The sequence below is a fragment of the Ruegeria sp. H7 genome (assembly GCF_056532945.1).
The window spans coordinates 417,244-435,229 of record NZ_JBQFNZ010000002.1 but is presented as its reverse complement, the minus strand read 5'-3'; the positions used below and the strand labels follow the sequence as shown (position 1 = coordinate 435,229).

Genomic DNA, 17,986 nt, shown 5'->3' with positions numbered 1-17,986 from the left:
GACAATAAACAGCTAAGTCAGTCAAACCACTTCAAAGAACCGGATGCGGGAATGAAAGACAATGCCCCCCAGCTTGCCAATATCGGCAAGTTTCAAGACAGATTGGTGACGGCAGACGGGCAGACCCGCGCCTCGGTTGCGCTGACAAATCCGCAAACCTTGTGGTTCAATACCGGCACCTTGTGCAATATCGAATGTGTAAACTGCTACATCGAAAGCAGCCCCACAAATGATGCGCTGGTCTATATCGCTGCGGCTGAAGTGACCGACTATCTGGACCAGATCGAACAGCGCAACTGGCCCATCCGCGAAATCGGCTTCACGGGCGGCGAGCCGTTCATGAACCCCGAGATGATCGAGATGACTCGCGCCGCACTGGAACGCGGGTACGAGGTTTTGATCCTGACCAACGCCATGCTGCCGATGATGCGCCGCAAAATGCGCGAAGGGTTGCTGAACTTGCAGCGCGATTACAACGACAAGCTGACCCTGCGCATCTCCGTCGATCACTACCGCCCCGAACTGCATGATGAGGAACGCGGCAAGGGAAGTTTCGCCAAGACCGTGACGGGGATGGAGTGGCTACGCGACAACGGCTTCAACATGGCTGTTGCTGGGCGCACCGTCTGGGGCGACAGCGACGCGGATAGCCGCGCCGGATACGCTGCGTTTTTCGAAAAACACGGCTTTGACATCGACGCCACGAACCCCGGCCAGACCGTGCTGTTCCCGGAAATGGACGAAACCGTCGAAGTCCCAGAAATCACGACCGCCTGCTGGGGTATCCTGAACAAATCCCCCGACGCCGTGATGTGCGCCAGCGCGCGCATGGTCGTCAAACGCAAAGGCGCCGAACGCCCTGCTGTGCTGGCCTGCACCCTTCTGCCTTACGCCCCCGAGTTCGAAATGGGCACAACCCTGGCCGAGGCTGAGGCGGATGTGTATCTGAACCACCCCCATTGCGCCAAATTCTGCGTTCTGGGCGGGGCCAGTTGCTCGGGCTGATCCGACAAAAACAAAAAGTAATGTAAGTCACTGAGCCTTTGCGCCCTTTTTCTGTATAGAAGGAAAAGGGTCATTTGCTGTTGGGCTGTTGTGATGTTCAGATTTCTTGTTTTTGCTTTTGCACTTTGCGCCGCGCCGCTTTGCGCGCAAGAAAGGTTGGCCTTGGTTATCGGCAATGACCAATACCAATCTGTCACCGACCTTCAGAAAGCTGTGGCCGATGCCCGCGCTGTCTCGGACAAGTTGCAGGGTGCAGGTTTTGAGACCATCGAGGGGCTGAACCTCGACCGGCGCGGCATGAACCAGAGGATCTCCGAATTCACCTCTCGCTTGGATCCGGGCGATACGGCGTTTGTGTTCTTTGCCGGGCATGGGGTGGAAATTGACGGCGAAAACTACCTGCTGCCCACAGATATCGTCGCGCCCCTGTCGGGTGAGACCGATTTCGTGAAATCCGAATCCATCGCCCTTTCGGATCTGCTGGACCGCGTACGCTCAACCGGTGCGCGCACCTCGATCGCCATCATCGACGCCTGCCGCGACAACCCGTTTGAAACCGTCGCCGGGCGCAGTGTCGGACGGACGCGTGGGCTGGGCCGCATCAACGCACCCGAAGGCATGTTCGTGATCTTTTCAGCCGGGGCCGGACAGATGGCGCTGGACCGGCTGAGCGATAATGAACCAGCCGAGAATTCAGTCTTCACCCGTGCCTTGTTGCCACGCCTATCGCAGCCGGGTCTGGAATTGCGCAGCATGGTGGCCGACCTGCGGCGCGAAGTGCGGGACTTGTCCAGCAGCGTTCAGCACACCCAAATTCCGGCCTATTACGATGAATTGCTTGGGGAATTCTATTTCACCCCCGCCGTAAGCACCGCACAGCCACAAAGCCCATCGGCGCGCCCAAGCGACGACATGCGCGCCGATCTTGAGCTTGCGCGCTCGCTTGGAACGGTGACTGCGCTGGACAGTTTCCTTGAGAAATATGCTGATCAGTCCGAGACTTATGCCTACGAGGTCGCCCTGCAACTGCGCGACGGGTTGGTCTCGGCCGATACATCAGCGGATGTTGAGCGCACCTCTGCCCCGCCCGCGCCTACGGTTTCAGACTCGCAAGAGGTCATGCGCGCAACACAGGCCGCATTGAATGCGCTGGGATGCAGTGCTGGTGGCGCGGATGGAGTTGCAGGCCCTCGGACCCGTCAGGCCTTTGCCCGGTATCGGTCGGCCAGTGGCTCAAATCTGGGTGCTGATGATCTGGGAACCAGCCATGCGTTGGAAGAGTTGCAAGGCAAATCCGGCACCATCTGCAAAGCCACGGCACCCGCCCCAAAACCTGCCGATACCGGCTTGTCCATGGCCGGGACGTGGCAATTCAAGGCAACCTGCGCTTTGGTTGTCAAAGTGACAGGCACGACGCGCTACACACATGCGGGCGGCAATAAATATACCGGGCGCCTGACCGACTCACTGGGTCAAACCGCCAATACGGTGATATTCGTGAACGAGGGTCAGATCAGCGGGACGGACTATTTCCCCGGTATCACCGTCAAATGGCGCGGGCGTCTGGCCGAAGATGGCAACAGCTTTACCGCCTCAGGCTCGACCGGCTGTTCCGTATACGCCTGGCGTGCGGGATAAGCCGTTAATTCACGCGAAACTCACCCACCATGTTGCGCCATTCGCCAGGCGCGATCATCTTGCGATGGGTGAACTTGACCGAGTGCAGCGGACCTTCGATCTCACGCTGCCAAAAATCGATGAATTCAAACAGTTTCGGGTGATCCGGGGCCAGATCGTATTCCTGCCAGATAAACGTGTTCAGGACGTGGATATAATCGGGCATGTGATAGAAAAACTCTGCCGTCGTCAGCCCGTATCCCTTTAGCATCAATTCCGTTTCGCTCTGCTCCATTCAGACCTCCAATTCCGTGCAAGGTCTCTTCAGAGTAACACCGAAACTGCCTAATACTTAGATAACAAGATGTTACTTGAGTGTTACTTCGGAATTTCAGGGCAAGATTCGTTGCTTGCTTGCACCTTATGTGCCGGGTCTGATAGGATGTAACTACAAAATATAGAGTCTGCACTAAGGACGAGCAGTTTACGTGAGCGATACGCCAGAAATCCCTGAAAACATGGACGAAACCCCGCCCGAGCGCCCAGTGTATGACGGCCCGACGGTCTCTATCGAATCCGAGATGCGCACGTCCTATTTGGATTATGCCATGTCGGTCATCGTTTCCCGCGCGATCCCCGATCTGCGCGACGGGCTGAAACCGGTGCATCGGCGGATTTTATACGCCATGCACGAAACCGGGAACACCCATGACAAGGCGTATCGCAAGTCGGCCCGCCCGGTGGGCGATGTGATGGGTAAATACCACCCTCATGGCGACAGCGCGATCTATGACGCGCTGGTGCGGATGGCGCAGGATTTCTCGATGTCTTTGCCGCTGCTGGATGGTCAGGGCAACTTTGGTTCGATGGACGGCGATAACCCGGCGGCGATGCGTTATACCGAGGTACGGATGGACAAGCCCGCCGCCTCGCTGCTGGCCGATATCGAAAAAGAGACGGTCGATTTTCAGGACAACTATGACGGCAAGGACCGCGAACCAACCGTCCTGCCCGCCCGTTTCCCGAACATGCTGGTCAATGGTGCCGGTGGTATCGCCGTGGGCATGGCCACGAATATCCCGCCGCACAATCTGGGCGAAGTCGTCGATGCCACGCTGGCGCTGATCGACGATCCGGACCTGACGTCCGAGCAACTGATCGAATACGTCCCCGGCCCCGATTTTCCGACTGGCGGCGTGATGCTGGGCCGGTCCGGTGCCCGCAAGGCGTATCTTGAGGGGCGCGGCAGCGTCATCATCCGCGCCAAGACCCGCACCGAGGAAATCCGCAAGGACCGTTACGCCATCATCGTGGATGAGATCCCCTATCAGGTGAACAAGGCCGCGATGATCGAAAAGATCGCCGAGGCCGTGCGCGAGAAGCGCATCGAAGGCGTGGCCCACGTACAGGACGAATCCGACCGTAACGGCGTGCGGGTCGTGGTCGAACTGAAGCGCGACGCCACGCCCGAAGTGGTGCTGAACCAGCTCTATCGGTTCTCACCGATGCAGACGTCCTTTGGCTGCAACATGCTGGCCCTGAATGGTGGCCGCCCCGAGCAACTGACCCTGCGCCGGTTCCTGACCTCGTTCATCGACTTCCGCGAGGATGTTGTCGCCCGCCGAACCGCCTACGACCTGCGCAAGGCGCGCGAGCGCAGCCACATCCTGTGTGGTCTGGCCGTGGCCGTTTCGAACGTGGACGAAGTGGTTGCCACTATCCGCTCGTCAGCAGACGCCGCCGAGGCGCGTGAGAAACTGATGACGCGCCGCTGGCCCGCGTCCGAGATCGAAGGCTACCTGCGCCTGATCGATGACCCTCTGTCCAAGATGAACGACGATGGCACCTATAACCTGACCGAAATTCAGGCCCGCGCCATCCTCGACCTCCGTCTGCAGCGCCTGACCCAACTGGGCGTCAAAGAGGTCACGGACGAGCTGGAAGAACTGGCCGCCAAGATCAAGGAATACCTCGACATTCTGTCCTCGCGCGAGCGGATCATGTCGATCATCGGTGACGAACTGCGCAGTGTGCGTGAGCAATTCGCCGTGCCCCGCCGCACCGAAATCGTAGACTGGTCCGGCGACATGGAAGACGAGGACCTGATCGAGCGTGAGGACATGGTCGTGACCGTCACTTCGGGCGGTTACATCAAGCGCACGCCGCTGGCCGATTTCCGCGCCCAGAAACGTGGCGGCAAGGGCCTGTCGGGGATGCAGACCAAGGAAGAGGATGTGATCACCACCCTCTTTGTGGCGAACACCCATACCCAGCTGCTGTTCTTCACCACCGACGGGATGGTCTACAAGCTCAAGACCTGGCGCCTGCCGCAGTCGGGGCGCACCGGCAAGGGCAAGGCGATCGTCAACATTCTGCCGATCCCGACCGGTGTGTCCATTGCGGCGATCATGCCCGTGGATGTGCCGGATGAAGAATGGGAAAACCTGCAAATCGTCTTCGCCACCAGCGCGGGCGATGTGCGTCGCAACGCGCTGAGCGATTTCACCAACGTCAAGCGCAACGGCAAGATCGCCATGGACCTGCCCGAGGGTGTGGAACTGGTCAACGCGCGTATCTGTTCCGAAGACGACGACGTGATGCTGGTGACCAATTCGGGCCGTGCGATCCGTTTCCAGACCACCGATGTGCGTGTCTTCAAGGGCCGCAAATCCACCGGTGTACGCGGCATCAAGCTGACCAATGGCGACCGCGTGGTTTCGATGTCGGTCATCCGCCACTTCAACGCCTCTTCCGACGAGCGTGCTGCCTATCTCAAGATGCGCCGTCTGATGGCCGGTGTGACTGACGAAACCGAGACCGATGAAGATGAAGGCAATGCCGACAGCGTCCTGCCGCAGGAGCGTTACGCCGAGATGTCGGCCGCCGAGAACCTGATCCTGACGATCACGGCTGGCGGTGCGGGCAAGCTAAGCTCCAGCCACGACTACCCCGTCCGCGGGCGTGGTGGCATGGGCGTTGCGGCGATGGACAAGGCCATGCGCGGTGGTGAATTGGTCGCCTCGTTCCCGGTCGAAATCGACGATCAGATCATGCTGGCGACCTCCAAGGGCCAGTCGATCCGGGTTCCGGTTGATGGCATTTCCTTCCGCTCGCGCAGCGCGGGGGGCGTCCGGGTCTTCAACACCGGCAAGGGGGAAGAGGTTGTCTCGGTCGCCTGGATTGCAGACCAAGGGGATGAGGAAACCGAGGAGTAACCCTCAAATTTTCCAACACTTATGAAACAAAGCGCCCGTTCTAGCGGGCGTTTTGCCGTTCTGGATCACGTTATCGGCAAGCGCCCGTTTGGCGCGCTTGCCCGAGGTCAATCCGAGGCCTAGCTTTCTTAACATGTGGTCCTTTGCCCATATCCGCCCCGCCTACAGCCGCGCCGAGCGCGTAAGCGATGGTGTGATCCATGTGCTTGGCGTGTCGTCCGCCCTGATCGCCGTACCGATGCTGATCATCCTGACGATCTACTACCGATCGGACCCCGTGGCCGTTCTGGGCGCGTCGATCTACGGCGTGACGCTGGTTTTGATGCTGACCTTCTCGGCGCTCTACAACATGATCGAGCACGACGATTGGAGCGCGTTCCTGCGCCGCCTCGACCATTCGGGTATTTACGTCAAAATCGCGGGCACCTACACGCCGTTCCTGCTGTTGTCGGGTACGCAACCAACGGGGCTGCTGATCGGGCTTTGGTTTTCGGCAACCCTGGGATCGGCGCTGAAGATGTTTGACCCGAACCGATTCCGCTGGTTCGGATTGGCGCTTTATTTGCTCATGGGCTGGGCCGCCGTCTGGGCCGGTCAATCGATGCTGGCTGAGCTATCGCCCACAGTCATCACACTGATGATCGCCGGAGGGCTGGTCTACACCGCGGGCGTCGCATTCTATCTGCTGGATTGGTTGCCGTTCCACAACACGATCTGGCATATGTTTGTGCTGGTCGGCAGCGTCCTGTTCTTTGCCGCCGTTGCCGCGCGGATCGAATTGGTTCAGGTGGTCTAGCGTCCACCCGTGCCCGACCCTTGAGCCCGCAGCAAATCCTCCACAGCCCATAACCGATCCTGCCCCCAAATCGCCTGACCGGCTACGTAGAAACTGGGAACGCCCCACAGACCAATCTCTTGCAGTCTGCTTTGGTTTTTCTCAACCCGGTCGTGCCATGTTTGAGTGGCCAGAGCCTGACGCGCGGCCCCCCAATCCAGACCACTGGCGCCCGCAATTCGCGCCATACCCTTGTCGGAGGCTGCGTCCACTCCCTCGGACCAGACCAGACGCATGAAGGTCGAGCAGTAGGTCGCCAACCGATCAAGATCCTCGGCATGGTCGAACAAAGCGTACCCGCGTTCGACGCCAGGCCCCAAAGGATCACAAATTCGACCAAACGGGATCTTCATTCTGCGCGCTTCACGCGCACAATCGCCAAGGATGTAGCCGGACTTGAGCTTGGGTACCGGCAGCCCCCGCATCAGCATCGGCAGAACGGGGCGCAGGATCAGGCGAGCGTTGTAGCGGTTGGCAAGATCAACAACGCGGTCAAAAGCCAGGTAGGAATATGGGCTGCGGAATGAGAAAAAGAACTCCAGCTCCATACTGCCCTGAACGTTCGGCGGCTGCGCATTTTCTTTCAAGGGCTCTACCGAAGCATCTCCCTGACGTAGCTTTAGCTGCGCAAGCCGGTCCTCCAGATAGTGCAGCCGATCAACGCCCCAATACCATTCGCCGCCATAGTAAAACGTTCCACCCAAGTAATGTCCCATCGCGGCGAGTTTTTGGTCGCCGACCTCCATCGCCTGCCCGGGATCCACGCCACCGTCGTCGGGCATAGTCTCCCTGCCCCAAACGCCTGCGGTGATAGCACGCAGGCGTTCTGCGGCGTCAGGTTTTCCTAAAGCATCTGCAAGAAGCCGCTTTGCGGTTTCCACCTTCTTTGCCGCCGGTTCCTGCGGCGCATCCAGCCCGATCCGGCGGGCCAGACGCCCTGCATCCATCAGGGCGTTTTGCCTATGTTCCATGGGCGCGGGGATCGCATCCGAATGTGGGCCAGAGATCAAATGAATGCACAGTTTAACGCGATAGCGCTCCTGAAATTCGGGCAGGATCTGCGCGGTCAGATAGCAATAGGGATCGGCGACATCATGAAAATAATGCGCCTCATGATCTGCACCACGCAGCTTGCGCCGAAGCTCTGCCATGCCTCTGCGTGCCGATTGCAGATTGCCGCTGGTTATGGCGGCAGCCAAGTGGGATTTAATCTGTGTTTTCATGCAGAACCGGCGATCAAAGTGGCTTGGACATGTCCAGTTTACGCACCACAGCGCCAAACGCCACGCTGTCACACAACAACGTGACGGCAGATCGTCAAAGCCCGTACAGCGCCACGAATTTCTGTTCCAGATAAGCCAACAAGGGCTCCGGCCCCGGTTCGACCCCACTGGCGCGCTGTATGATCTCGCGCGGGGCGAAAAGCCCCCCGAATTGTTGTACGTTTTCGCGCAGCCAAGTGGTCGCGCCCGAGGTGTCCCCTTCGGCCAGTTGACCATCCAGCCCCGGCACCGCGTTGCGCAGGGCCTGATACAGGCACCCGGCATAAACGTTGCCCAGCGAGTAGGTCGGGAAATAACCGAACAGGCCAACCGACCAATGGACGTCCTGCAGGCAGCCGTTCGAAGGTTTGTCGACGGCATAACCGAAATCGGCCTTGAAGCGGTCATTCCAGGCAGCTTCCAGATCGTTGACCTGAAGGTCTCCGGCCATCAGCGCGCGCTCCAGGTCGAAGCGCAGCATGATGTGCAGGTTGTACTGCACCTCATCCGCTTCGGTGCGGATATAGCCGTTATGGACGCGGTTCACCGTGGCGTAGAAGGTATCGGCATCCGCAATCCCGAAATCCCCGAACGCATCGCGCATTTGGGTGTAGAGCCATCCGGTAAACGCACGCGACCGGCCAAGCTGGTTTTCATAGATCCGGCTTTGGCTTTCATGCACGCCCATCGACACGCCGCTTCCCAATGGGGTCAGCGCATAGGCCGGGTCGATCCCTTGCTCGTAGGCGGCGTGGCCGACCTCATGAATGGTCGAGTAGAAGCAGTTGAACGGGTCCGTTTTGCTGGTGCGTGTGGTGATCCGCACATCCGATCCGCTGCCCGAGCTGAACGGGTGTACGGCCTTGTCCACCCTGCCCCGGTTCAGGTCGTATCCAAACGCCAGCGCAAGGGTCTGCGATAGGCGCATCTGGGCCGCCTCGTCAAACGTACCGGCCAGCGCCTGCGGCGCGGGCTTGTCCAGAACTGCCGCGCGCAGCGCCACCAGACGCGGGCGCATCTGATCGAAAATCGCCGCGATCTGCGCGCCGGTTGTGTAAGGCTCGTAATCCTCGACCATCGCGTCGTAGATGTCGCCGCCCTGCGCGAGCGCCGCACCTTCTTCGCGTTTCAGGGCCACGACCTCTTCCAGAACCGGAAGGAAGGCCGACACGTCCTCATCCGCGCGCGCCTGTGCCCATTTTCCCTGCGCTGCCGAAGTGACGCGGGCGATGGCTTTCGCCAGATCGGCGGGCACTTTGACGGTACGCTCATAGGACCGGCGGATTTCGCGCAGCTGTGCCTGACCTGCCGTGTCCAAAGCTTCGGCTTGCTCCAGCCATTCGGCCACACGCGGGTCGGACCGTCGGGCATGCAGAATCGCCTCGATCGCGGCCATTTCCTCGGCCCGTTGGGGCGCGGCCCCGCGCGGCATGACGGTTTCCTGATCCCAGCCCAGGCGGCCAGCGATCTGTCCAAGGGCCGAGGTTTCGCGTTGAAAGGCCATCAGGTCGTCAAAGGCAGTCATCGGGCTCAGGCTCCACGAATTGAGGTTGCAATGGGATAGCCGCTCAGGAAGCGGGCGCGCAGGATCAGGGTCCAGACCACGACGGCCATGAACTGATGGAAGATCGCGATCTGCCATGGCGCGGCATACAGCACGGTGATGACACCAACCACGACCTGTAGCGACAGCGCCGCAAAGGCCGCGTTGAAGGCGAACCGGGTCTGCGGATGGGCACTGGTCTGGCCGCGCCGCCAGACGATGATGGCGAAAATAAACAGCAGATACCCGGCGCAGCGATGGATGAACTGCACCAACCCGGGGCTTTCAAAGAAATTGCGCCACAGGGGGTCTATTGCGGTTGCATCTGGTGGCAGAAGCTGCCCGCCAATCAGCGGCCAATCGGTGAAAGACCGCCCGGCATCGATCCCGGCGACCAGCGCGCCAATGAGTATTTGCAAAAAGGTGAAATGCAGCAGGCCGGTCGACAGCGAGAACAGTTTCGCCTCTTTCGCGCGGCGGGCCTGCATCAGGTCGCGTTCCTCGCGCCCGAGTTCAAAAATGTACCAGGCCAGGAAGCCCAGGATCACAAAGGCCAGTCCCAGATGCACCGCGAGGCGATAGCTGGCGACGGCGGTCATCCCCTCGCCCTGCGTGACGCCCGAGGCGACCATCCACCAGCCCACCGCGCCCTGAACACCACCCAAAGCGCCGGGGATCAGCAACTTGCCGGTCCAGCCGGTCGGGATTTTGCGGGCGACAAGGAAGCCGAAGAAGCCAAGCGCCCAGACCAGACCAATCAGGCGACCCAACTGTCGATGGCCCCATTCCCACCAATAAATGAACTGAAAATCGCTCAGCTCCATCCACTGGTTCTGGATGCGCCATTGGTCGATCTGTTTGTATTTGTCGAATTCCGCTTGCCAGTCGGCCTCGGTCATCGGCGGGATCGCCCCGGTGATCGGACGCCACTCGGTGATCGACAAGCCGCTGTCGGTCAAACGGGTCAGGCCGCCTACGGCGATCATCACAACGACCAAGGCGAACAGGATCATCAGCCAGACGCGGATCGCCTTGCGCGCGCCGCCGCGTCCCTTGTCGATCATACCGGGCTGCACGGCTTGTTGTTTTTCACTGTCTGAGACGTCTTCGAAGATGCTGCGCTTGGCGCTCATGCTGTCCTCATGTGTCCTGGATTTCGTCGCAAGCTAGGGCCACTGACGGGCGAGGTCCAGCCTCAGCCCTTATCTTTCCAGCGGACCATCTGCCGCATGATCCCGTGCAACATCTGCACATCGGCCCGCGTCATGCGCATCCGCGACCACAGGTTGCGCAGGTTGGTCTTCATGCCGTCGGCCTTTTCGGGCGGATAGAAGAACCCGGCCTCTTCCAGCCGATCTTCGTAATGCTCGACCAGTTTCTCGACCTCGATGCCGGTGGCCCAGTCGCCCTTGCCCAAATCGGTGGCTTCATGCACCACATCGCCGGTCTGGCGCATCCACTCATAAGCGGTCAGCAAGACACATTGCCCAAGGTTCAGCGAGGCGTATTCAGGGTTCACCGGCACCGAGATGATGGCGTTTGCCTTGGCGATATCTTCATTCTCAAGCCCTGCCCGTTCGGGTCCGAACAAAACGGCGACCTTTTCACCGGCCGCCACCTTCTGGGCCGCGATCTGCATGGCGCGTTCCGGGCTGTAGACCGGTTTGGTCAACCCGCGCTGCCGCGCCGTGGTGGCGAATACGAATGTACTGTCGGCCAGCGCGCCTGCCAGGTCATCGAACAGCTGCGCCTCGTCCAGCAGCCGCCCCGCCCCGCTGGACATCGCCACCGCCTTGGGGTTCGGCCACCCATCCCGAGGGGCCACGATCCGCATCCGGTCCAGCCCGAAATTCCACATCGCCCGCGCGGCGGCGCCGATGTTTTCACCCATCTGCGGGCGCACAAGCACGAAGGAAGGCTGGGATCTGTCGCTGGGCATGGCTGTCTCCGAAAAACTCCGCCCGCTCTAATCCGCCAGCTTTGACAGAGCAACCCGATCCTCTTCTTCTGTTCCCAAATACCCGCTCGGCAGGCATAAAAGTTTGCTTCCCCGCCGCAATCCGCTAAACCGCGCCAAAGACTGAAAGCGAAGGACGCGCCAATGGACACCCCCGAGCAGCCGCAGATTTATCTGATCACACCGCCGACGATCACGCTCAGCACCTATCCGGACCAGTTGGCGCGGGTGCTGGACGGGGTCGAGATCGCATGCATTCGTCTGGCGCTGGCCGGCAATGACGAGGACACCATCGCCCGCGCTGCCGATGCCTGCCGCGAGATCGCCCATGCGCGCGACGTGGCCATCGTGATCTCGAACCACGTGCTGCTGGCGCAACGGCTGGGGCTGGATGGGGTGCATCTGGATGATGCCGCCCGGTCCGTGCGCGCGGCCCGCAAGGAACTGGGCGCGGACGCGATTGTCGGCAGTTTCTGTGGGGCGTCCAGCCATGATGGAATGACCGCTGGTGAGGCTGGTGTCGATTACGTCGCCTTTGGCCCGGTCGGCACGTCGTCGCTGGGCGATGGTACGCTGGCCGAAAAGGACCTGTTCCAGTGGTGGTCCGAGATGATCGAAGTTCCCGTTGTGGCCGAGGGCGGCCTGACCCCTGACCTGATCCGCGACCTGTCGCCCTGCACCGATTTCTTCGGCATCGGCGATGAAATCTGGTCAGCCGAGGATCCTTTGGCCGCGCTGAACGCGCTATTGGCCCACATGCCTAGCTAAGCATCCACGGCGCGACCATCCAATAGACCCCGACACCCGCAATCAGGATCGAGGCCAGAACCGATACCCGGCCTCGCATCCGATGCGACCCGCCAGAGATCAGGGCAGCACCGGCATAGCCTGCCGCCGCAACCGCGCTGAGCGCAGCCACCGCACCCCCTGCAAATCCCAGGATGGCGGGTGGCAGGTGGTCGGGCGGTACGCCAATCGCGATCACGGAGGCGCTGAGAACGTTGCCCAGAAGCAAACCGGCAGCAAAAACCGCCAGTAATCGAAAGACATGAAGACGCCTCAGGATCAGGTTCCAGAGCGCCAGAATGACGATGGCGGATGTGAGGGCGATAGAGGCTACAAATGGCGATACCCCCAACGCCCCGTAAACCGAAAGCGCCAGTCCGAAGACCAATCCGATCGACAGGAACACCATCTGGGCGATTGCTGCGCGCAGTGTCAGGGACAGAAAAACCAAGGCCAGAACCAGCGCGATCTCTTGCAGACCGTTGGGCAGAATGCGCGAAAACCCTTTGGGGAAGAACACCTGCACCGCCTGTTCGGGGCTGAGGGCCGCGCCGCCTTGCAATGGGATCGAAGGACTGGATTCTCCGGCAATGAGATAACCGGTGTAAGGGGCGGCCACCTGTTGCTGTTTCAAAACAACCGGCCCATGACCTTCAGGCCATGTCAGGCGCAGATTGGACGCCCCATTCGGCAAGGGCGCTGTCAGCAACAGCCGTGAAATCCGGGGGGCTGCAGTATCGCCGACAACGGGGATGCGCACCCCTTCATAGGCCAGAACGACCGGGCCACCGGCCTCAACCTGCAAGCGCGCCTTCCAGTCGGTGACAAACGCGCGGACCTCGGGCTCCAACTCGGACGAGACCCTTTGGCGTAGCGCCCGGTAGCCAGCATTGTCGGTCAGGTCAGGATGGGTTTCAGGATCAATCCCCGCCAGAAACATCTCGGCGTTTAGGGTGATTTCAAGAAACAGGCTGTCTGCCTTGGTCCAGAACTCGACAATCGTCGGCGGCGGGGTCTGGGCTTGGACGGGCATCGCCAACAGCATCAGACCCATCATCAGGCGGAAAAAGCCGCTCATGCGCAACGCTCTGCAATGGAAATCAAATCACAAATCATACCTGGCCGAGTTTCCCGCCGAACGCATCAGATCGCAAGCCTGAACGCGCAGAGCAGGCGGTTTATCTGTGTTGGCGTTAACGTTCGGACTTGCAAGGCCCCCGGTGCTGCGGCATGACAGCGGCATGACTCAGAACAGCGACATCCTGTGTATCGGTTCGGTCCTATGGGACGTGATCGGACGGTCGGCCAGCGCCATGCGGCAGGGATCGGACGTGCCGGGCCGGATCACCCGTCTGCCCGGTGGCGTTGCCATGAACATCGCCATGACGCTGGTACGCTTTGGCATGACCCCGACCCTGCTGACCGCCATTGGCCGCGACCCCGAGGGGGACGAGTTGGTCAATTCCTGCGCGCGCCTAGGCATGGTGACAGAACATATCTACCGCTCGCAGGACCTGCCCACCGACCGCTACATGGCCGTCGAAGGGGCCAACGGGTTGATCGCCGCCATTGCCGATGCACACTCGCTTGAGGCTGCGGGGGCCAAGATCCTGCGCCCCCTGATGCATGGTCCGCTGGGATACGAAAACACCCCCTTCGAAGGCCCGATTGCGCTGGACGGCAACCTGACGCTGAACCTGCTGGAAGAGATCGCGCAAAGTCCGGCCTTTGGCAAAGCCGACCTGCGGGTCGCCCCCGCCTCACCCGGCAAGGCCGAGCGCCTGTTGCCCTTCCTGAAACACGCCCGCGCGACGCTGTATGTCAATCTGGAGGAGGCCGGTCTGCTCTGCCAACGCGAGTTCGCCGATTCCGAATCCGCCGCCAAGGGCCTGCTGGACCGGGGGGCGCTGCGCGTGCTGGTGACAGACGGGGGTAACTCGGCCACCGTCGGCTCGTCGTCGGGCGTTCTAACCCAAACCCCGCCCTCGGTTCTCGTAACCCGCGTCACCGGCGCAGGTGACACCTTCATGGCCGCCCATATCGCCTCAGAAGCGGGCGGTGCCGACGAACAGACAGCCCTGACCCGCGCGCTGAACGCCGCCGCAACTTACGTTTCCGGAGAAACTCCCCTGTGATCGACATCCACTACTCAGCCGAGGTCCGCGCCGCCAAAGACGCAGGCCAGCCCATCGTGGCGCTGGAAAGCACCATCATCACCCATGGCATGCCCTACCCGCAAAATGTCGAGGTCGCAGCCCAGGTGGAACAGGACATCCGCGATGCCGGGGCCGTTCCGGCCACCATGGCGGTGATCGAAGGCGTGCTGCATGTGGGGCTTGAACCCGATCAGTTGCAATCTTTGGGTCAGGCGCAGGGCGTCGCCAAACTCTCTCGCGCCGATATGGCCGCCTGCATCGCGACCGGGGGCACCGGAGCCACCACCGTCGCCGCCACGATGATCGCCGCACAGTATGCGGGGATCGAGGTGTTTGCCACCGGTGGCATTGGCGGCGTGCATCAGGGTGCCGAAACCTCGTTCGACATTTCCGCCGACCTGCATGAACTGGGGCAGACGCCGGTTACAGTGGTGGCTGCAGGGGCCAAGGCCATTCTGGATCTGGCCAAAACGCTGGAAGTTCTGGAAACTCTGGGCGTCCCGGTGATCGCCTACGGGCAGGACGAATTCCCCGCCTTCTGGTCTGCGAAATCCCCCTACGCTGCGCCCCTGCGGATGGACAGCGCCGAAGCCATCGCCAAAGCCCACGCCACCCGCCGTGCGCTGGGTTTGCCCGGTGGCCAACTGGTCGCCAACCCGATCCCCGCAGCCGACCAGATCCCGGCTGACGAGCTGGCCCCGATCATCTCCGCCGCGCAGGCCGATGCCGAAACCCACCGGATCACCGGCAAGGCCGTGACGCCCTATCTGCTGCAACGGATCTTTGAAAAGACCAAGGGCCGCTCGCTGACCGCCAATATCGCATTGGTCCGCAACAACGCCCGGTTGGCGGCGAACATCGCTAAAGCGCTGGCAAACGGTGTGTAATTCCGCCCTATTGCACGGGCGCGTTGGACTGCTTAACTAAATCCGCAAATCACCCGGACCTGTAATGAATACACCGTTTGACGAAGAACCCCACCGCCGCCCCGGCCTGTTTTCGCGCCTGCGCGCGTCGTTCCTGACGGGGATCGTCGTCATTGCTCCGGTCTGGTTGACCGTCTGGCTGATCTGGTCCGTTGTCGGCTGGATCGACAGCGCCGTTCTGCCGCTGGTGCCACAGCAATTCCGGCCCGAACAATATGTGGGCATCAACCTGCGCGGCGTCGGCGTTATCATCTTCCTGGTGTTCACCGTACTGGTCGGCTGGGTGGCCAAGGGTATTCTGGGCCGGTCCTTCATCTCGTTCACCGAAAGTCTGGTGAACCGGATGCCCATCGTGCGGTCGATCTATTCCGGCATCAAACAGATCTCGGAAACGGTCTTTGCTCAGACCGAGCGGTCTTTCGAAAAAGCCTGCCTGGTGCAATACCCGCGCCGTGGCATCTGGGCCATCGGCTTCGTGTCGACGACCGCGAAGGGAGAAGTCAGCACCCGCGCGGAAACGGGTGGCGATCTGCTGAGCGTGTTTATCCCGACCACACCCAACCCAACCTCGGGCTTTTTGCTGTTCTTTCCAGCCGAAGACGTCATCCTGCTGGACATGAGCATCGAAGACGCCGCGAAACTGGTGATCTCGGCCGGTCTGGTCTATCCCAACGAAGAAGACCCGACTCAGCCGCCCGAGTGATCAGCCGAACATCGCGGGCAGATCAACCGTACTGTTCTGTCCCAAGTCCGACTTGTGGCGCTTTAAGAACCCGTCGGCGGCGTCACGACCCGCTTGTTTCAGCTTATGCAGGATCACCGGGTTGGGCACCGTCTTGGTGGCCACCGACAGGCTGTTCATCAGCTCGTTATCCGCAATCATATGAACCAGAACGCGGCTCATCTCTCCGGCCTTCAACTTGCCCTCTTCCAGCAATCGCTGAACGAAATTGATCGCCCGCAACTCGCGGAACAGGGATGAGTTAAAGCTGATTTCATTGATCCGGTTCTGAATCTGCTGCGGCGTCACAGGCAGTTCATCGCGCTCCAGCGGGTTGATATTCACGATCACCACATCATCCGGCAAATCATCGCCAAACAACGGGTACAAGGCCGGGTTGCCGGTATAGCCCCCATCCCAATAGGCTTCGGTCCGCTCCGTCTCGGGGTCGTAAATCTCAACCGCCTTGAACAGCGTCGGCAAACAGGCCGAGGCGAGGATCGCATCGGTCGAAATCTCTTCCCCTGTGAACACCCGGATCTTGCCGCTGCGCACGCAGGTTGCGCAGACAAACAGGCGTGGCCCCTGATCGGCGCAGATTTCCTTGAAATTGAACCGGTCCACAACGGGCTCCAGCGGGTTCGTGTAGAACGGCCCGTAAGCATAGGGCGACACCATCCGCGACCACGCATCGCCAATGGAATACGGCAGCGAGTACTCCATGGCCTGCGCAATGCTCGCAGGCTCCAACCCGCGAAACCAGTTGGCCAGCCGCATGTCGCCTATGGCCCCCATCCGCTTCCACAGCTCATCCAACCGCGCCCGCGCGCCGTCTCGGCCCGAATGCACCATACCGGATTTGAACGCCGCCCCGTTCAGCGCCCCGGCCGAGGTTCCCGTGATCGCCGCAACCTCAATATCTTCCTCATCCAGAAACCGGTCGAGCACCCCCCAGGTAAACGCCCCATGCGCCCCACCGCCCTGCAATGCCAGGTTGATCTGTTTCAAGACCCCGCCCCTTCTTCTGTTCAAAAATACCTCGGGGGTATGGGGGCAGAGCCCCCATGAAAACTCACAAAGCCGTCCAGCCCCCATCGACTGAAATCGTCGTGCCGGTGATCTGCGCCGCCGCATCCGAACACAGGAACTGCACGGTTCCACCCAATTGCTCAACCGTGGCGAACTCTTTCGACGGCTGCCGCTCCAGCAGAATGTTCTTCACCACATCCTCGCGGCTCATGTTGTATTCCTTCATCGTGTCGGGAATCTGCGCCTCGACCAGCGGTGTCAGCACGTAACCGGGACAGATCGCATTGCAGGTGATCGGCTCTTGCGCGGTTTCCAGCGCTACGGTTTTGGTCATCCCGACAACCCCATGCTTGGCCGCAACATAAGCCGCCTTGAAGGGCGACGCCGTCAGCCCGTGCGCCGAGGCGATATTGACGATCCGCCCCCAGCCCGCTGCGCGCATCATTGGCAAGGCCGCCGCTGTGGTGTGAAAGGCCGAGTTCATGTTGATCGCAATAATCGCATCCCATTTCTCGACCGGAAACTGATCGATTGGCGACACATGCTGAATACCCGCGTTGTTCACCAGAATATCGCAGGTCCCGGCCTGTTCGATCAGCGCCCGGCATTCATCACCCTTGGACATGTCCGCCTTGATGTAGCGCGCATTGGTGCCGGTCTGCTTGGCGATCTCGGCGGCCAAGGCGTGATCCTCATCCCGGTCGGTGAACGAGTTCAGAACCACATCCGCCCCGGCCTTGGCCAGTTCGCGCGCGACGCCCAGCCCGATCCCCGAGTTTGATCCTGTAATGATTGCTGTTTTGCCCGACAGGCTCATGACCGTTCTCCCTTAGCATCAGATTGGGCACAGCATGCCATGCTGCACCTGCAAAGAAAACGGGGAAAGACGCCGCTAAAGCACCGCGGCAAGACCGCGCGAACCGACCAAAAAAAA

16 protein-coding genes are annotated in these 17,986 nt (G+C 60.8%); 8 read left to right on the top strand and 8 right to left on the bottom strand.

Going from position 1 to position 17,986, the window contains the following annotated elements:
• The first annotated feature begins 51 nt into the window (after positions 1 to 51).
• Both ACR0AC_RS07185 and ACR0AC_RS07180 read left to right on the top strand, forming a co-directional pair.
• Entirely contained in the window at positions 52 to 1,005 is a 954-nt protein-coding gene (locus tag ACR0AC_RS07185; protein ID WP_170450321.1) for a radical SAM family protein, read from the top strand.
• A gap of 93 nt (positions 1,006 to 1,098) precedes the next feature.
• Positions 1,099 to 2,643 carry a caspase family protein gene (locus ACR0AC_RS07180; protein WP_170450319.1) on the top strand — a complete coding sequence of 515 codons (1,545 nt, stop codon included), beginning with the start codon at positions 1,099 to 1,101 and terminating at the stop codon, positions 2,641 to 2,643.
• Positions 2,644 to 2,647: 4 nt separating this feature from the next.
• Here ACR0AC_RS07180 and ACR0AC_RS07175 read toward each other — a convergent pair whose 3' ends face one another.
• Entirely contained in the window at positions 2,648 to 2,917 is a 270-nt protein-coding gene (locus tag ACR0AC_RS07175) for an usg protein (RefSeq protein ID WP_170450317.1), read from the bottom strand.
• Between the two features lie 223 nt (positions 2,918 to 3,140).
• On the opposite strand from ACR0AC_RS07175, the gene gyrA reads away from it, so the two are divergent.
• Complete coding sequence (gene gyrA / locus ACR0AC_RS07170; protein ID WP_480872845.1) at positions 3,141 to 5,837, top strand: DNA gyrase subunit A; 2,697 nt, start codon at positions 3,141 to 3,143, stop codon at positions 5,835 to 5,837.
• Positions 5,838 to 5,970: 133 nt separating this feature from the next.
• Positions 5,971 to 6,633, top strand: coding sequence for a PAQR family membrane homeostasis protein TrhA (gene trhA, locus ACR0AC_RS07165; RefSeq protein ID WP_480580980.1), 663 nt, complete (start codon positions 5,971 to 5,973; stop codon positions 6,631 to 6,633).
• Here trhA and ACR0AC_RS07160 read toward each other — a convergent pair.
• The 4 genes from ACR0AC_RS07160 to ACR0AC_RS07145 all read right to left on the bottom strand — a co-directional run bounded on the left by ACR0AC_RS07160 (position 6,630) and on the right by ACR0AC_RS07145 (position 11,416).
• Positions 6,630 to 7,895: a DsbA family protein gene (locus ACR0AC_RS07160; RefSeq protein WP_480872584.1), complete on the bottom strand. Its 1,266-nt coding sequence runs from the start codon at positions 7,893 to 7,895 to the stop codon at positions 6,630 to 6,632. The two genes, trhA and ACR0AC_RS07160, sit on opposite strands and share 4 nt — an antisense overlap.
• A 94-nt stretch (positions 7,896 to 7,989) precedes the next feature.
• Positions 7,990 to 9,459 carry a carboxypeptidase M32 gene (locus ACR0AC_RS07155; protein WP_480872582.1) on the bottom strand — a complete coding sequence of 490 codons (1,470 nt, stop codon included), beginning with the start codon at positions 9,457 to 9,459 and terminating at the stop codon, positions 7,990 to 7,992.
• Positions 9,460 to 9,464: 5 nt separating this feature from the next.
• Positions 9,465 to 10,610 carry a heme A synthase gene (gene ctaA / locus ACR0AC_RS07150; RefSeq protein WP_480872580.1) on the bottom strand — a complete coding sequence of 382 codons (1,146 nt, stop codon included), beginning with the start codon at positions 10,608 to 10,610 and terminating at the stop codon, positions 9,465 to 9,467.
• A 62-nt stretch (positions 10,611 to 10,672) separates the two neighbouring features.
• Positions 10,673 to 11,416, bottom strand: coding sequence for an RNA methyltransferase (locus ACR0AC_RS07145; protein WP_480872579.1), 744 nt, complete (start codon positions 11,414 to 11,416; stop codon positions 10,673 to 10,675).
• Positions 11,417 to 11,578: 162 nt separating this feature from the next.
• Here ACR0AC_RS07145 and ACR0AC_RS07140 point away from each other — a divergent pair, with 162 nt between their 5' ends.
• A complete protein-coding gene (locus ACR0AC_RS07140) occupies positions 11,579 to 12,202 on the top strand; it encodes a thiamine phosphate synthase (protein ID WP_480872577.1) in 624 nt (207 codons plus the stop codon).
• Here the strand turns inward: ACR0AC_RS07140 and ACR0AC_RS07135 are convergent.
• Positions 12,195 to 13,298 carry a HupE/UreJ family protein gene (locus ACR0AC_RS07135; protein ID WP_480872576.1) on the bottom strand — a complete coding sequence of 368 codons (1,104 nt, stop codon included), beginning with the start codon at positions 13,296 to 13,298 and terminating at the stop codon, positions 12,195 to 12,197. The genes ACR0AC_RS07140 and ACR0AC_RS07135 overlap by 8 nt on opposite strands.
• A gap of 163 nt (positions 13,299 to 13,461) precedes the next feature.
• Between ACR0AC_RS07135 and ACR0AC_RS07130 the strand changes: the two genes are divergently transcribed.
• The 3 genes from ACR0AC_RS07130 to ACR0AC_RS07120 all read left to right on the top strand — a co-directional run bounded on the left by ACR0AC_RS07130 (position 13,462) and on the right by ACR0AC_RS07120 (position 16,005).
• Positions 13,462 to 14,355, top strand: coding sequence for a PfkB family carbohydrate kinase (locus tag ACR0AC_RS07130; protein ID WP_170621872.1), 894 nt, complete (start codon positions 13,462 to 13,464; stop codon positions 14,353 to 14,355).
• Positions 14,352 to 15,263 (top strand): pseudouridine-5'-phosphate glycosidase, encoded by a 912-nt coding sequence (locus tag ACR0AC_RS07125; RefSeq protein WP_480872574.1) that lies wholly within the window; start codon positions 14,352 to 14,354, stop codon positions 15,261 to 15,263. Before ACR0AC_RS07130 ends, ACR0AC_RS07125 begins: the two co-directional genes overlap by 4 nt.
• Positions 15,264 to 15,327: 64 nt before the next feature.
• Positions 15,328 to 16,005, top strand: a complete 678-nt coding sequence (locus tag ACR0AC_RS07120) for a DUF502 domain-containing protein (RefSeq protein WP_480872572.1) — start codon at positions 15,328 to 15,330, stop codon at positions 16,003 to 16,005.
• On the opposite strand, the gene ACR0AC_RS07115 is transcribed toward ACR0AC_RS07120, so the two are convergent.
• Complete coding sequence (locus ACR0AC_RS07115; protein ID WP_480708248.1) at positions 16,006 to 17,031, bottom strand: patatin-like phospholipase family protein; 1,026 nt, start codon at positions 17,029 to 17,031, stop codon at positions 16,006 to 16,008.
• Between the two features lie 64 nt (positions 17,032 to 17,095).
• Positions 17,096 to 17,869 carry a 3-hydroxybutyrate dehydrogenase gene (locus ACR0AC_RS07110; RefSeq protein ID WP_170518922.1) on the bottom strand — a complete coding sequence of 258 codons (774 nt, stop codon included), beginning with the start codon at positions 17,867 to 17,869 and terminating at the stop codon, positions 17,096 to 17,098.
• Positions 17,870 to 17,986 lie beyond the last annotated feature (117 nt).

Excerpts from the sequence above, each read along its gene's own strand:
- ACR0AC_RS07130 (WP_170621872.1), top strand. The coding sequence starts at position 13,462 with ATGACTCAGAACAGCGACATCCTGTGTATCGGTTCGGTCCTATGGGAC.
- ACR0AC_RS07180 (WP_170450319.1), top strand. The coding sequence starts at position 1,099 with ATGTTCAGATTTCTTGTTTTTGCTTTTGCACTTTGCGCCGCGCCGCTT.
- ACR0AC_RS07120 (WP_480872572.1), top strand. The coding sequence starts at position 15,328 with ATGAATACACCGTTTGACGAAGAACCCCACCGCCGCCCCGGCCTGTTT.
- ACR0AC_RS07140 (WP_480872577.1), top strand. The coding sequence starts at position 11,579 with ATGGACACCCCCGAGCAGCCGCAGATTTATCTGATCACACCGCCGACG.
- trhA (WP_480580980.1), top strand. The coding sequence starts at position 5,971 with ATGTGGTCCTTTGCCCATATCCGCCCCGCCTACAGCCGCGCCGAGCGC.
- ACR0AC_RS07185 (WP_170450321.1), top strand. The coding sequence starts at position 52 with ATGAAAGACAATGCCCCCCAGCTTGCCAATATCGGCAAGTTTCAAGAC.
- ctaA (WP_480872580.1), bottom strand. The coding sequence starts at position 10,610 with ATGAGCGCCAAGCGCAGCATCTTCGAAGACGTCTCAGACAGTGAAAAA.
- ACR0AC_RS07110 (WP_170518922.1), bottom strand. The coding sequence starts at position 17,869 with ATGAGCCTGTCGGGCAAAACAGCAATCATTACAGGATCAAACTCGGGG.
- ACR0AC_RS07155 (WP_480872582.1), bottom strand. The coding sequence starts at position 9,459 with ATGACTGCCTTTGACGACCTGATGGCCTTTCAACGCGAAACCTCGGCC.
- ACR0AC_RS07145 (WP_480872579.1), bottom strand. The coding sequence starts at position 11,416 with ATGCCCAGCGACAGATCCCAGCCTTCCTTCGTGCTTGTGCGCCCGCAG.
- gyrA (WP_480872845.1), top strand. The coding sequence starts at position 3,141 with ATGGACGAAACCCCGCCCGAGCGCCCAGTGTATGACGGCCCGACGGTC.
- ACR0AC_RS07160 (WP_480872584.1), bottom strand. The coding sequence starts at position 7,895 with ATGAAAACACAGATTAAATCCCACTTGGCTGCCGCCATAACCAGCGGC.
- ACR0AC_RS07175 (WP_170450317.1), bottom strand. The coding sequence starts at position 2,917 with ATGGAGCAGAGCGAAACGGAATTGATGCTAAAGGGATACGGGCTGACG.
- ACR0AC_RS07135 (WP_480872576.1), bottom strand. The coding sequence starts at position 13,298 with ATGAGCGGCTTTTTCCGCCTGATGATGGGTCTGATGCTGTTGGCGATG.